Below are 13,908 nucleotides of genomic sequence, written 5' to 3'. Positions count from 1 at the left end.
CGGGACCGGGCCCGCGCCTGGGTCACCCGGCGGGTCAGCCCGCGAGCGACCGCGCCAGGGCGACGTACTCGGCCGGCGAGGCGTTCGGCAGATACGCGCGTCCGATCGCGAGCCCGATCGCGGGAAGCTGCCCGTTGTCCGCATAGAACAGGTGCATCGGACGGTACTCGGGGTTGAACTTGCCCTTGTACCGCAGCAGCGAGGCGAAGCCGTACGCGGGCTCGAGCACCCGGCTCAGCCATCCCAGCAGCCGCGTGATGCCGGGGTCCGCATCGGCATCGCCGTCCACGGTCTGGGCGAGCGGGGCACCGGAGAGGCTCATGACCTCGAGTCCCTGCTCCTTCATGTGCAGCGCCGCCGACGCGATCGCGAACTCCATCACGCCGGGCATCGCGCCGTCGGCGCGGCGCATGAAGTCCAGCGTGCGTCCGACCAGCTCCCCCTCGCGCCACACCGGCATCCAGCTCGTCACCGCCTGCAGCTCACCCTCGGGGCCGATCGCGAGCAGGATCTCGACGTCCGGATCCCTGAGCTCCTCCATGCCGCCCAGAGTGAAGCGCATCTCCGGCAGCGCCTTCTCCGCGATCCACTGCTCGCTGAGGGCGTCCAGCTGTGCGACCAGGCCCGCGGGCAGCTGCTCCCACGTGGTCCACAGGGTCGTGAGCCCGTCGCGCTGTCCGCGGTTGTACGGCTGGCGCACCTTGGTCCACACCTTGCCGGTCAGCTCGAATCGCTCGAGCGGCACCACGGTCTCCTCCGCCACCGAGATGCTCTTCCAGCCGAGGTCCCTGAACGCGGGCGCGAACTCCTCGTGCGTGCTGTAGAACACCGCGGTCCAGGCGTTCGCGTCGCAGAAGTCCAGGAATCCGCGGATGGTCTTCGCCGTGTCCCCGGGCGTGCAGACCGGGTCCCCGACGGCGATCGCGATGTCGTTCACGACCCGGTAGGCGACCGCGCCGCGGCCGTCTGCCGTGAACCAGTGCTCGTTGCCCTCCCAGGTGCCCATGAATCCGAGCGTGCCGCCGTCGGTCGTGCGCAGCTGGGTGCGGAACCGCTCCGCATCGTCCGCCGCCTTGCGCGACCGTCCCAGCAGAAGCCCCACCATGGCGACCGCGAAGACGAGCCAGAACAGCGCCCCCACATCGCGGTGCAGCGCGAGCGCGATCCCGGTGAGCGGGGTGTGCCCGCCGGGGCGTCCGATGATCGTCGGGAGGAACCGGCGCAGCGTCGTCGCCAGGGACGACCAGAACGACGGCGAGCGCGAGACGGCCGAGACCAGGATCATGTTCGTGGCGGCCAGCACGACGAACGCGATCCCGATCGTGAGCGAGAACCGCCGCACCGCACGACGCGAGGCGCGCACCGCGAACCGGCGATGCGTGATCGCGAGCAGAATGCACATGCCAACCGGGACGAGGATCGCCAGCACGGAGAATCCGGGGAACTGCCGGTCGATCGCGATCACGTCGGTCGCCTGCCGGAGCGAGCGGGTCGCCACGCTGAGACCGGTGAGCAGCGCCATCACGGCGTTCACGCCGATCGCGAGGAACCACGCGGCGCGGCGCCCCGTGCGCAGGCCCCACGCCGCGACCAGGCTGAGCAGCAGCGGAACGAGGCTCATCAGCACCACGCCGGTCCCGGCGGCGACCGCGGTGGTCACCCCGGCGACGCAGTGCGCGGACGCGTTGTTCTGCGCGCACGCGTCGCTGATCCCGGAGATGTCGACGCCGCGCAGTCCGGCGACCACGGGGGCCAGCGGCCCGATGCCGACGCCGGTGAGGAGCACGATCAGCGGGCCGAGGCCGGTCACGGCGACCAGGGCCGCGGTGAGGGTCCTGGTCTCGTGATAGGAGCTGCGGTACCAGGCGGGCCGCGGCCGGCCACTCGTGAGGATCACGCCGAGGACGAGGCCGGCGAGCGCGGCGAGCAGGCGGTAGACGCTGTCCGCGTCGCCGCCGTACAGCGTGTAGGTGACGAGGAGCGAGAGGCCGAGCAGGCGGATCCGGCGGCGGTACAGGGCGGGTGCGAACGCGCTGCCCGCCATGATCGCCCCCAGGACTCCGATCGAGGGGTCCAGCACCGCACCGCGGGCGTCGATCCGCGCCCACACCTGCCCCCACGACCAGGCCAGCGACTGTATCCCGAGGCCGAGCAGGCCGCCGAGCACGCCCGTCACGAGGAAGGCGCTCACGACGCGCCAGGTGCCCATCAGCCGTTCCGCGTAGGCCAGCAGCGTGAGCGCGAGCGCGGCGGACAGCAACAGGCCGCCCCACGAGTCCGGCACCAGAAGGGCCGTCACCGGCGTCCACCACTCCCGCTCGCGTCCGAAGGCGAGCGGGCTGAGCCCGATGCCGGCGGGGCGGTGTCCCCGCAGAGGCCCGAGCGCCAGGCCGCTGACCAGGAGCAGGACGGCCAGCCCCACGGCGAACGGATGGCGGCGCGCGTAGCGCCCGGCACGGCGCGCCACCGCCAGCACCGCCGACATCGCCCGCGACGAGGTCATCGGGCCAGCCCCAGGCGCGGATAGAGCACCTCGAACGCCTTCTCCAGGCCGCCGCGCAGGCCCGGCCCGGTGTGGGTGGCGTTCGGTACGAGGTAGTACGTGGTGGTGAAGCCCGCCGCCTCCGCGAGGCCTGCGGAGACGCGGTTCGCGGGTCCGTACTTCTTGTCGAGCGCCCCGGCCGCGAAGATCGCGTAGTGCCCGTCGTATGCTCCGGGGTGCTCCGCGAGGATCGCCTCCGGCTTGTTGGCGTCGAACGCGGCGTGATCGCCCTGGAACGCCTTCTCGACCGACTTGGGGTCCCCGAAGCCCGACCACGGCTCACCGGATGCGGTGGCGATGTTGCCCCAGACGCCGGGATGCCTGGCGCCGTAGATGAACGCGCACGCCCCGCCGTTCGAGTATCCGGCGATGGTCCAGTACTTCGGATCCTGCTGCACCCGCAGATGCCCGCGGATCCAGTCCGGGATGTCCTTGTTGAAGTAGGTCTCCACCCCGCCGTAGGCCGCGGAGTCGATGCAGCCGGGGTTCTGATCCTGCGCGCCGAGCTGGTCGGCGATGATCACGATGGGCGCGAGGCCGTCGTGCGCGGCAGCGAACTCGTTCATGACGTCCACCATCGGATGCGGATTCGGGTAGCCGGGCAGTCCCATCATGAAGACCACGACCGGGAGGGCCGGCGGATCCTTCACGAGCGCGGCCGGAGGCAGGTAGATGGTCGCCTCGCGGGGCGTGAACCCGGCGGAGGAGGTCAGCGCGTTCGCGCCGGAGAGCGCGCCGAACCGTCCGCGGGACGGCATGTCGGCAGGGGGCGTCCATGTCTCGGCCAGCGGCTTCGCGGAAGGATCCGGGGTGGCCAGCGGCGGTGCGAAGTGGTCCAGCGGGCCGAGCGTGTTGATGCCGAGGAGGTCGCCGAGGGTGCGATCCAGCGCGAACGCCTGGTTGATCCCGATGCCCATCGAGAGCACGGAGGCGATCACGGTGAGGATCGCGACGGCCTTGCGCCACCAGCGCGAATCCCACAGGCTCACGATCGCCAGCCCGATCAGCGCGAAGCCGCCCGAGGTCCACCACTTCACGGTCTCGGGCATCGGAACACCGAACAGGTCGGCGACGTCCACGATCACCACGAGGAACCAGCCCACGAGCGCGCCCGCGACCACGGCGATCGATGCGCGCACGATCCAGCGCCGGCGGAGCGGCCGGATCAGCAGCGCGATGAGGCCCGCCGCCGCCAGTCCCCAGACGATCCACGGCACCGGTCCGTCGGCGAGGTCCAGCTCCAGCAACCAGCGCGGCATGAAGGGCGTGCTCCGTTCCCGCCTCCTGACGGGGCGACGACCCATCGTAATCCGGGCCGCCTCGGCGGAACCGGTGGGAGCGCCCCGATCAGGCTCGGAGAACGCTATGAGACGCGCCGGGGGCGCATAAGTCCCCGGCGCGTCTCATGGTTTCCGGTCGGCGGCTCAGGGAAATCCCTCAGTCAGGGCCGTCCCGCCGTCGCCGGCGTCTCACAGCACACGCGCGAGGAAATCCTTCGTGCGCTGATGCTGCGGGTTCGCGAGCACCTCGCGGGGGTCGCCCTCCTCGAGGATGTGCCCGCCGTCCATGAAGATCAGGCGGGAGCCGACCTCCCGGGCGAAGCCCATCTCGTGCGTGACCACCATCATGGTCATGCCCTCGTCGGCGAGCGTCCGCATCACCTGCAGCACCTCTCCCACGAGCTCGGGGTCGAGCGCCGAGGTCGGCTCGTCGAAGAGCATCATGTCGGGATTCATGCACAGCGCCCGCGCGATCGCGACGCGCTGCTGCTGCCCGCCGGAGAGCTGGGCCGGGTAGGCGTCGGCCTTGTGCGCCATGCCCACGCGCTCCAGCATCGCCTTCGCGACCTTCTCCGATTCGGCCTTGCCGCGCTTCTTCACCTGGCGCTGAGCGATCGTCAGGTTGCCGAGCACGCTCATGTGCGGGAACAGGTTGAAGCTCTGGAACACCATGCCGATGCGGGTGCGCACCCGGTCGATGTCGACATCCGGGTCGGTGATGTCGATCCCTTCGATCAGGATCTCCCCGCCCGTCGGCCGCTCCAGCAGATTCACCGAGCGCAGCAGCGTGGACTTGCCGGATCCGGAAGGGCCGATCACGCAGACCACCTCACCGGGATGCACGGACAGGTCGATGCCCTTGAGCACCTCGTTGTCGCCGTACGTCTTCACGAGCCCGCGGACGTCGATCGCGGGCGCGTTCAGGTTGATCAGGTCGGTGCTCATCGCTCCCTCGCCATCCGTCGCTCCAGCCACGCGGTGAAGCGCGTGAGGGGAATGGTCACGATCAGGTACAGGATCGCCGCCATGATGAGCGGCGTCGCATTGGAGTTCTGCGTGGTCGCATCGCGGGCGAAGGTCGTGAGCTCCTTCGACCAGATGAACGCGCCGGCGATGAACAGCAGCGACGTGTCCTTGAGCAGCAGCACGAACTCGTTCGTGAGCGGCGGGATGATGATCCTGAAGCCCTGCGGCACCACGATCCAGAAGGTCGTCTTCATGGGCGACATGCCGAGCGAGCGCGCGGCCTCGGTCTGCCCCTTCGGCACGGCCTGCAGACCCGCCCTGATCGTCTCCGCCATGTACGCCGAGGCGACGAGGATGAGGCCGATCAGGCCGAGCACCACGGGACCGCCGAGCTTCTGCCCGGGAACCCCCGAGGCGATCGGCACGATGAACGCGATCGCGAAGATCGTGAGCACCGCGGGCAGGCCGCGGAACAGCTCGATCCACGCCGTGGCGATCCAGCGGAACGGCCCGATGCTGCTCATCTTCAGCAGTGCCAGCAGCACGCCGAGCACCAGTCCGCCGGCGAACGCCACGGCCGTGAACCAGATCGTGTTGACCAGCCCCGTCGTGATGATCGCGGGGAGCATCTTCGCCGCGATCGCCGGGTTGAAGAACAGCGGTCCGATCTTCGCCCAGTTGGTGCTGACCACGATCCAGATCACGATCGCGATCAGCACCGCGTACACGGCGTAGCGGTACAGCCGCTGCTTCTGCGTGCGCCTCAACGCCATCGTCAAGGTCCTTCCGTCGCTTCCGCCCGGCCGGTCACTTGGCCGTGAAGTACGTGTCGTAGATCTTCTTCGACTCGCCGCTGTCCTTGAGGTCCTTCAGGGCTCCGTTGACGGCCTTCAGCAGCGCGTCCTTCTGGCCCTTCGCGAAGGCGAAGCCATAGGACTCGTTCGTCTTGTAGGTCTCGACGATCTTGTAGGACTTGTCGGCCTTCTCGTGCTCGAAGTTCACCGGCTGGTCCTGGAGGATCGCGTCGATCTGCCCGGCCTGCATGGCCGGCCACAGCTCGCCGTCGGAGGGGTACTGCACGAGGTTCGCGCCCTTGGCGTGCTCCTTCGCGTAGTTCTCGCCCGTGGTGCCCTGCTGGACGCCGACGTTCTTGCCGGACAGGCCGTTGATGTCCTTGATGCCGGAGTCGGTCTTCACCAGCAGCGACTGCAGCGAGTCGTAGTACGGGTCGGAGAAGTCGAGGTTCTTCTTGCGGTCCTCGGTGATCGTCATCGCCGAGGCGCCGACGTCGCAGGTGCCGGACTGCAGGGTCGTGCCGGACTGCAGGGCGTCGAAGCCCACGTCCTGCACCGAGAGCTTGAGGTCGAGCTTCTTGGCGACCGCGCCGAGCATGTCGATGTCGAAGCCCGTGTAGCCGGTGCCGTTGTCGCCGCCCTCGAACTCGAAGGGCGGGTAGGGGATGTCCGAGCACACGGTGAGCGTGCCGGCCTCCACCAGGCCGTAGTCGTTTCCGGCGGCCGTCGTGGCGCCGGCGTCGGGGGTTCCGCCGCCGGAGCAACCGGCGAGGGCGAGCGTGGCGGCCGCCACGAGGGCGAGTCCGTAAGCGATCTTCGAGCGACGTTCCATATGCGACTCCTGTGTCGAGGACGCGGGCGTCCTATGCGGGTTGCCGACCATCTTGACACGGAGCGGTTACCGCCATGTAACGGGAAGGCGCCTCAGGGTGTCTCGGTTCGGTATCGGCGTTCGCGTCACCGCGGAATCCCGCGGTTCTCGCCTGCCCCAGGACGACCAGAATGTCTGAGATCCGAGACGATGACTCACCCAACTGTGCCTGAGAGGCCCGATCAGCTGTTCCTCAGGGATCGATCCGCCGGCCCTGCGGGTCGTTCAGACCTCGAAGTCGACGGCCGAGCGTCCTCCCGAGACCGAGCGCACGTAGCCCACGACCTCCTGATGCGCGGGGTGCACCTGGTACGCGTCCAGACCTGCGGCGTCGTCGAAATCGGCGATCAGGGTCACATCCCAGTTGCCCTCGATCGCGAGCACGTTGACGCCCGTGGTGAGGGCGCGGATCGACGGCACGACGCCGACGAGGCCCTCCAGTCGCGAGGCGACCCCTCTGGCATGGTCCGTGCGCTCGGCCGGATCGGTCGCCGCCATCTTCCAGGTCACCACATGCCGCAGCGTCATCGCGGTTCTCCTTCTGCGGAGTCTTCTGCTTCTGCAAGATCCGCCGCCGCGGCGGCTGTTCCTGCTTCGCTCGAGCTCGCGGTGTCGTCCGTCGTCGCGGCGTCGTCCGACGTCGCGGCGTCGTTCGTTCCGGCGGCCTTCTCGGCGAGGGCGTCGCGCAGCCGGTCGGGCGAGATCCGCCAATGGCCGTGCAGCTCGCCGTCGATGAGGAGCACGGGGATCTTCTCCCAGTACTTCTCGTACAGGGCGGGGTCGTCGAGGATCGACAGCTCGGTGATCTCCATGTCTTCGGCGAGCGCATCCGGCAGCTCGGCGACGACGGCGTCGACCACATCGGAGGCGACGTCGCACAGATGGCAGTCGGGCTTGCCGATCAGGGTCAGCGTGATCACGGCGCCGGCGTCTCGATCGCGCGCCCCTCCGCGATCCACTCTGCGGTGCCGCCCTCGACGTTCGTGACGTCGTAGCCGCGCGCCTCGAGCGCCTCGACGACGCGCGCCGAGCGCCCGCCGAGCTGGCAGATCACATCGAACGCCCCGTCCGGGAGTTCGTGCAGCAGGTCTCCGATCTGGGACATCGGCAGGTTCACCGCTCCGGGCACGTGCCCGGAGGCGAACTCGTTCCTCTCGCGCACGTCGATGAGAGGCGTCTCGGTGCGCTCGGCCAGCTGGGCGACGGTGATCGTCTTCATGGATCCGATTCTTCCAGACGCCGGGCGCCCGGGCGCGCCGGGCCGATCCCACCCGGACACACGCAGCCCCGGAATGCACACCTCCGGAATGCACGAAGCGCCCCGGCGATCCGAAGATCGGGGGCGCTCAGTGGCTTGCGCGCTCGGCGCGGCCGCTTACTTCTTGTTGCGGCGCTGGTGGCGAGTCTTGCGAAGCAGCTTGCGGTGCTTCTTCTTCGCCATGCGCTTGCGGCGCTTCTTGATGACAGAACCCACGGAAACCTCACTAAGTCAGGGGCTGGGCGTCGCACACGGACGACGCCCGGGATCGGGGCACGAAAAAATGCCTCAGAGCAGTCTAGCGCACGGCGCCGCCGGCGCTGACGCGCGTGCGAATCGGGCGTCCCCACGCCCGGCGCACGGCGCTCAGCCGACGTCGGCGATCGGCTTCTGCAGCGCGGCCGTGACCGCGGATTCCGGCACGCGATAGCTGCGGCCGAACCGGATGGCGGGCAACTCCCCCGCGTGCACCAGCCGGTACACGGTCATCTTGGACACGCGCATGATCGCCGCCACTTCGGCGACGGTCAGGAACTTCACGTCCGGCAGCTGTTCGGGCATCCCCATCTACCCCCCTCTCCGTCGCGCGACCTGCGCGGCGGTTGCGACAACTGTAGGGGCTGCTGGTGACGCGTGTAAACCCATGTGAACGCTGTGGCAGGGGATGCTCAGACCGCGGCCGATCTCGCGATGCGCTCCGCCGCATCCTTGCGCGCCTGGCGCTCGTTCTTCTGCGCCGCCCGCAGCGCCTTCTCGGCGTCCCGCACGCTCTTCGCGGCCGCGCGCACCCGCTTGTCGGCGGCGAGAGCCGGATCCTCCGGGACGAACACGGGAGCAGTCCGAGGCGCGTCCGGCGAGGCCGCGGCGAGGCGGTCGATGTGTGCGGCGATCCCGTCCAGGACGCGCTCGATGCCGAACATCATCGGATCCCTGTCTCCGTCGATCGCGCCCTCGTCGAGCGCGGCGCGCGCATGGGGATAGGCGTCCGCGTCGATCAGCGCCCGGAACAGGGCCGCCTCCTGGGTACCGACCTCCTCGAGCGTCCGTCCGCTCGCCCGCGCAGCCTCGGCGTAGCCGGCCGCGACCGTTCCGTACCACCGGGACTGCCCCATGATCGCGAGCATCGCGCCCATCCGCTCGTCCTGATCGAGCAGCGTGTCGGCGAAGGCCGCGAGATAGGCATCCATCCAGGCGGCGGTCCCCGGCGTGACAGGAGTGCCGCTGATCGGCAGGCTGAGCAGCCAGGGATGCCGGAGGTAGACGTCGAGGTGCGCATGGTAGAGCCGCTCCGCCTCCTCCCGCCAGCTCCGCGCGGCCGCACCGACCTCGGGGAGCGGGGGCAGGCCTGAGGCCTCCTCCTGCATGAGCAGCAGCAGATCGTCCTTCGCCGTGACGTAGCGGTAGAGCGACATGGGCGTGAAGCCGAGCGTCTTCGCCACGGCCGCCATCGAGACGGCGCCGAGCCCTTCGCCGTCGGCGAGCGCGACGGCTGCCTCGACGATGCGCTCCACACTCATCTCGCGCTTCGGACCGCGCTGGGGGCTTGCGGCCATGCCCCACGCCAGCGCGATGCCGCGCGGCAGGTCCGGCAGGTCGGCGGGTTCGGACTCTTCGGTCATGACTCCAGGATAGGACTGTTTATGATGTAAACAGTGTGTTACTGTCATAAACAGTTTCATCCATACACAGAAAGGAACGGCGATGACCACGGCCATCGAAGTCGCAGGACTCACCAAGCAGTACCGCGGCGCCCCCGTCCTGCGCGGCGTCGACCTGACGGCCGAGCAGGGCGAGATCGTCGCGCTGCTCGGATCCAACGGCGCCGGCAAGACCACCACGATCTCGATCCTCACCACGCTGACCCGTGCCGATGCCGGCACCGCGATCGTCGCCGGATGCGATGTGCGCCGCGACCCGGACGGCGTGCGGCAGCGGATCTCGCTCACCGGGCAGTCGGCCGCGGTCGACGACGCGCTCACCGGCGTGGAGAACCTGGTGATGCTCAGCCGGCTGTCCGGCCTCTCCCCGCGAGCCGCCCGCCGTCGCGCGGACGAGCTGCTCGGGCAGTTCGCGCTTGCCGATGCGGCGGGGCGCAAGGTCAAGACCTACTCCGGCGGCATGCGCCGACGGCTCGACCTCGCCCTGAGCTTCGTCGTCACGCCGCAGGTGCTCTTCCTCGACGAGCCCACGACGGGCGTCGATCCGCGCAGCCGCCTGGATCTCTGGGAGGTCATCCGCGGTCTCGCCGACGCGGGCACCACGGTGTTCCTGACCACCCAGTACCTGGAGGAGGCCGATCAGCTCGCGGACCACATCGCCGTCCTGCACGAGGGCCGCATCGTCCGCACCGGGACCGCGGCCACGCTCAAGGCCCAGTTCGGCAGCGACGTGCTCGTCGCCGAGGCCGCCGACGGATCCTCCCTCGCCGAGATCGCGACGGACGGCTCCATTGACGGCATCCGCCGCGCGCTGGACGAGCTCGAGGGCGCGCATCCGACGGCACGCGTGCAGCTGCGCCGGCCCACGCTCGACGACGTCTTCCTCACCCTCACCGCGACCGGCGACGCCGATCGCACGACCATCCGGGAGTTCGCATGACCGCTCTGTCCGCCCCCGCCTCGCGCCCGCTCGCGCCGGTCCCGTCGCCGCTGTCGGGGATCCGCCCCCGCCTGCGCGGCTTCGCCGCCGAGCGCGTGTTCGTCCGCCGCAGCCTCATCCTGTCGCTGCGCGACGGCGAGACCCTGTCGATGTCGATCATGCTGCCGGTCACACTCATGCTGCTGTTCACCTTCGTGTTCGGCGGCGCGATCGAGAACGACGGCAGCTACGTCGACTACGTCGTGCCGGGGATCATCCTGCTCTGCGCCGGTTTCGGCGCCGCCTCGACCGCGACGTATGTCTCCCGCGACATGTCCACCGGGATCATCGACCGGATCCGCACGATGCCGCTGAGACCGGGGTCCGTGCTCACCGGGCATGTGATCGCGAGCCTGGTGCGCAACCTGGTCTCCACCGCCGTCGTGTTCGGCGTCGCGCTGCTGCTCGGATTCCGTCCGAGTGCGGGCCCGCTGCAATGGCTCGCCGCTTTCGGCGTGATCGCCGTCTACATCCTCGTGATCACGTACCTCTACGCCGCGATCGGCCTCGCCGCGGGCAGCCCGGAGGCGGCCGCGGGGTACGGATTCATCCTCATGTTCGTGCCCTACCTGTCCAGCGCGTTCGTCCCCGTGCATACGATGCCGACCTGGCTGCAGTGGGCGGCGGAGAACCAGCCCATCACGCCGATCATCGAGACGATCCGGGGCCTACTCATGGGCACTCCCCTGCACGCCCAGCCCGCCTGGGCGCTGGGCTGGTGCGCGGTCATCCTCGCGCTCTCCGTCCTGTGGGGCCGCTGGCTCTTCGGCCGGGCGCGGCGCTGAGCCGGATCCGGAGTTCCCGTGGCACGTTGGCTGCGGGCGGTGCTCAGGCCCCGAGGCTCAGGCCCCGAGGCGCTTGAGCGCCGTCTGCACCACGTGCTTCGCGCTCGCGGCGGCGCGGCCCACGACCTCGGCGGCGTGCGCGGCGCCGTCGGGAAGCGGCGGAACCCCGACGAGTCCCGAGATGTCGGGGGCCGAGTCTCCGTAGGCGTCGGCGAGGAACGGGACGAGCCAGTCGTCGACCTGTTCCAGGGGGCCCGCCTCGATGCTGTAGAAGCGGCGCTGGCCGTCCTCGCGGACCGTGACCAGTTCGGCCTCGCGCAGCACCTTGAGGTGCTTCGAGACGGTGGGCTGGCTGATCCCGAGTTCGCTCACGATCTGCGTGACGCTCGTGCCGGCATCCCCTTCCTCGGACCGCTGACGCAGGAGCTGAAGGATGTCCCGTCTCGTGCCGTCGGCGATCACGTCGAAGATGTCGGTCATGCCTTCACAGTAGCCGCGCCGGGGGCGGAGTACCATGACGAAGGCTTGGCGGACGGAGGATCGGAGGGGCTCGACCATGGCGCGCACCGCTGCCCCGCGATCCTTCTCGGATGTCGCACGGAGAGTCGTCCGTCTCGGCAAGACGCTGACGACCTCCTCGCCCTCGCGATTCGCGATCGTGGTCTTCTCGGCGCTCATCCTGATCACGACCGCGCTGCTGTCGCTGCCGATCGCGAGCGCCGACCGCACCGTGACCCCGCTCGCCGATGCGCTGTTCACCGCCGTCTCCACGATCTGCGTCACGGGCCTGTCGACCGTCGACATGGCGACGCACTGGTCGGGCTTCGGGCTCGGCGTGATCTTCGTCGGCGTCAACATCGGCGGACTCGGCGTGCTGACCCTCGCGAGCGTGATGGGCCTCGCGATCTCGAAGCGCCTGGGTCTTCGCGCCAAGCTCATCGCCGCGGGCGACACCAACCCGATGCGCGCGCACGGGGGTCCCGTGAACGAGAGCCAGACCGTGCGGCTCGGCGAGGTCGGATCCCTGCTGCGCACGGTGGCGATCTCGGCGTTCGCGATCGAGGCCGGTCTCATAGTGCTGCTCTACCCGGCGCTGCTGACGGCGGGCGTGGATCCCGTCGCCGCACTGTGGGAGGCGCCCTTCTACGCGGCGATGGCGTTCACGAACACGGGGTTCACCCCGAATCCCGGGGGGCTCGCGCCGTTCGCGCAGAACTACTACGTGCTCAGCGTGCTCATGCTCGGCGTGTTCCTGGGAAGCCTCGGCTTCCCCGTCATCTACACGCTCGCCCGACAGCGCTGGCACGTGCGCCGCTGGTCGCTGCACACCAAGCTGACGGTGCTCACCACGATCGTGCTGTTCGTGATCGGCGCCGCCGTCTTCCTCCTGCTCGAGTTCGACAACCCGAAGACCTTCGGATCCATGGACGCCGGCGACACGACGTTCCAGGCGTTCTTCCTGTCCGCCATGACGCGCTCCGGCGGCTTCAACGTCGTGAACATGGGCGATCTCAACGGATCCTCGATGCTCGCCGCGTCCATGCTCATGTTCGTGGGCGGCGGCTCCGCGTCCACGGCCGGCGGCATCAAGGTGACGACTCTCGCCGTGCTCGCCCTGGCCGTGATCAGCGAGGCCAAGGGACGCCCGTCCGTGCAGGCCTTCGGCCGGCGCATCCCCTCGGATGTGCAGCGCGTCGCGCTCAGCGTCGTCGCCTGGGGCGCCACCACCGTCGCGCTCTCCACGATCGCGATCAGCCAGATCACGAAGTTCTCCGTCGACGAGGTGCTCTTCGACGTGGTCTCGGCCTTCGGCACCGTGGGACTCTCGACCGGTGTCACCGAGAGGCTTCCCGACGCGGCGACCTACATCCTCGCCGCCACGATCTTCATGGGGCGCGTGGGCACGGTCACGCTCGCCGCCGCCGTGGCCGCGACCTCGCGCACCCAGCTGTACTCGCTGCCCGTCGAGCGGCCGATCGTCGGCTGACCGTCTGATCGTCGGCTGGCCGTCTGCTGACCGTCCGATCGTCGGCTGACCGTCGGCTGACCGGGTCGACGCGGCGGCGGACAGTAAAGTGGGCGGCATGGTTGAAGTGCTGCGCAACGACGCCCCGGTGCTCGTGATCGGGCTGGGCCGCTTCGGCGCCGCCTGCGCCGGTGAACTGGACCGCCTCGACCGCGAGGTGCTCGCGATCGACACCAACCTCGAGCTGGTGCAGAAGTGGTCGGAGCGGGTCACGCACGCCGCGCAGGCCGACACCCGCAACATCGACGCGCTGCGCCAGATCGGCGCCCAGGACTTCCAGGTCGCCGTCGTCGCCGTGGGCTCCTCGATCGAGGCCTCCGTGCTCATCACCGCGAACCTCGTCGACCTCAAGGTGCCGCAGATCTGGGCGAAGGCCGTGTCCCAGTCGCACGGCAAGATCCTCGCCAGAGTGGGCGCGAACCACGTGGTCTACCCCGAGCGCGAGGCCGGGGAGCGGGTGGCGCACCTCGTGAGCGGCCGCATGCTCGACTTCATCCGCTTCGACGACGACTTCGTGCTGGCCAAGATGTACCCGCCGAAGTTCATCCGCGGCGTGGGCCTGAACCAGTCCGGCGTGCGCAGCAAGTACAACGTGACGGTGGTGGGCGTGAAGAGCCCCGGCAAGCCGTTCCGCTACGCCGAGGCCGACACGGTCGTCACCAACCACGACCTCATCATCGTGTCGGGCACCAACAGCGACATCGAGCGCTTCTCCTCCCTGGATCGCTGACCCCGCACCCCGCACCCCG

Annotated in this window: 15 protein-coding genes and 1 pseudogene; 4 read left to right on the top strand and 12 right to left on the bottom strand. The window is 69.5% G+C overall.

What is annotated here, in order from left to right; translation table 11 throughout:
- Positions 1-34 precede the first annotated feature (34 nt).
- From ACFC1J_RS17035 to ACFC1J_RS16985, 11 genes and pseudogenes are all read right to left on the bottom strand, one after another.
- A complete protein-coding gene (locus ACFC1J_RS17035; protein WP_375908734.1) occupies positions 35-2,503 on the bottom strand; it encodes a bifunctional lysylphosphatidylglycerol flippase/synthetase MprF in 2,469 nt (822 codons plus the stop codon).
- Entirely contained in the window at positions 2,500-3,801 is a 1,302-nt protein-coding gene (locus tag ACFC1J_RS17030) for an alpha/beta hydrolase (protein WP_375908731.1), read from the bottom strand. Before ACFC1J_RS17030 ends, ACFC1J_RS17035 begins: the two co-directional genes overlap by 4 nt.
- Positions 3,802-4,011: 210 nt before the next feature.
- Positions 4,012-4,767, bottom strand: coding sequence for an amino acid ABC transporter ATP-binding protein (locus ACFC1J_RS17025; protein ID WP_375908728.1), 756 nt, complete (start codon positions 4,765-4,767; stop codon positions 4,012-4,014).
- Positions 4,764-5,561 (bottom strand): amino acid ABC transporter permease, encoded by a 798-nt coding sequence (locus tag ACFC1J_RS17020; protein ID WP_375908725.1) that lies wholly within the window; start codon positions 5,559-5,561, stop codon positions 4,764-4,766. The genes ACFC1J_RS17025 and ACFC1J_RS17020 overlap by 4 nt, the downstream gene beginning before the upstream one ends.
- Before the next feature lie 34 nt (positions 5,562-5,595).
- The gene (locus ACFC1J_RS17015; RefSeq protein ID WP_375908722.1) at positions 5,596-6,414 is read right to left on the bottom strand and encodes a basic amino acid ABC transporter substrate-binding protein; all 819 of its coding nucleotides are present in this window, start codon (positions 6,412-6,414) and stop codon (positions 5,596-5,598) included.
- Between the two features lie 264 nt (positions 6,415-6,678).
- Positions 6,679-6,981 (bottom strand): Dabb family protein, encoded by a 303-nt coding sequence (locus ACFC1J_RS17010; RefSeq protein ID WP_375908719.1) that lies wholly within the window; start codon positions 6,979-6,981, stop codon positions 6,679-6,681.
- Between the two features lie 140 nt (positions 6,982-7,121).
- Positions 7,122-7,373: pseudogene (locus tag ACFC1J_RS17005) on the bottom strand (glutaredoxin family protein); the annotation flags it as partial.
- Positions 7,370-7,672, bottom strand: coding sequence for a rhodanese-like domain-containing protein (locus ACFC1J_RS17000; RefSeq protein WP_375908716.1), 303 nt, complete (start codon positions 7,670-7,672; stop codon positions 7,370-7,372). The gene ACFC1J_RS17000 and the pseudogene ACFC1J_RS17005, both read right to left, overlap by 4 nt.
- A gap of 156 nt (positions 7,673-7,828) precedes the next feature.
- A complete protein-coding gene (locus ACFC1J_RS16995; protein ID WP_003792170.1) occupies positions 7,829-7,927 on the bottom strand; it encodes a 30S ribosomal protein bS22 in 99 nt (32 codons plus the stop codon).
- Positions 7,928-8,077: 150 nt separating this feature from the next.
- The gene (locus ACFC1J_RS16990) at positions 8,078-8,272 is read right to left on the bottom strand and encodes a helix-turn-helix domain-containing protein (RefSeq protein WP_045272966.1); all 195 of its coding nucleotides are present in this window, start codon (positions 8,270-8,272) and stop codon (positions 8,078-8,080) included.
- A gap of 107 nt (positions 8,273-8,379) precedes the next feature.
- Positions 8,380-9,330, bottom strand: a complete 951-nt coding sequence (locus tag ACFC1J_RS16985; protein ID WP_375908714.1) for a TetR/AcrR family transcriptional regulator — start codon at positions 9,328-9,330, stop codon at positions 8,380-8,382.
- Positions 9,331-9,412: 82 nt separating this feature from the next.
- Here ACFC1J_RS16985 and ACFC1J_RS16980 point away from each other — a divergent pair, with 82 nt between their 5' ends.
- Positions 9,413-10,309: an ATP-binding cassette domain-containing protein gene (locus tag ACFC1J_RS16980; protein WP_375908711.1), complete on the top strand. Its 897-nt coding sequence runs from the start codon at positions 9,413-9,415 to the stop codon at positions 10,307-10,309.
- The gene (locus tag ACFC1J_RS16975; protein WP_375908708.1) at positions 10,306-11,133 is read left to right on the top strand and encodes an ABC transporter permease; all 828 of its coding nucleotides are present in this window, start codon (positions 10,306-10,308) and stop codon (positions 11,131-11,133) included. Before ACFC1J_RS16980 ends, ACFC1J_RS16975 begins: the two co-directional genes overlap by 4 nt.
- A gap of 57 nt (positions 11,134-11,190) precedes the next feature.
- Here the strand turns inward: ACFC1J_RS16975 and ACFC1J_RS16970 are convergent, their stop codons facing one another.
- Positions 11,191-11,613: an ArsR/SmtB family transcription factor gene (locus ACFC1J_RS16970; RefSeq protein ID WP_375908706.1), complete on the bottom strand. Its 423-nt coding sequence runs from the start codon at positions 11,611-11,613 to the stop codon at positions 11,191-11,193.
- A 76-nt stretch (positions 11,614-11,689) separates the two neighbouring features.
- Between ACFC1J_RS16970 and ACFC1J_RS16965 the strand changes: the two genes are divergently transcribed.
- Positions 11,690-13,120, top strand: a complete 1,431-nt coding sequence (locus ACFC1J_RS16965) for a TrkH family potassium uptake protein (RefSeq protein ID WP_375908703.1) — start codon at positions 11,690-11,692, stop codon at positions 13,118-13,120.
- A 97-nt stretch (positions 13,121-13,217) separates the two neighbouring features.
- Positions 13,218-13,889: a TrkA family potassium uptake protein gene (locus ACFC1J_RS16960; protein ID WP_045272962.1), complete on the top strand. Its 672-nt coding sequence runs from the start codon at positions 13,218-13,220 to the stop codon at positions 13,887-13,889.
- Positions 13,890-13,908: the final 19 nt, after the last annotated feature.

The sequence above is a fragment of the Microbacterium sp. NPDC056052 genome (genome assembly GCF_042266785.1).
GTDB lineage: Bacteria > Actinomycetota > Actinomycetes > Actinomycetales > Microbacteriaceae > Microbacterium.
This window is presented reverse-complemented; position numbering and strand designations above follow the sequence as displayed.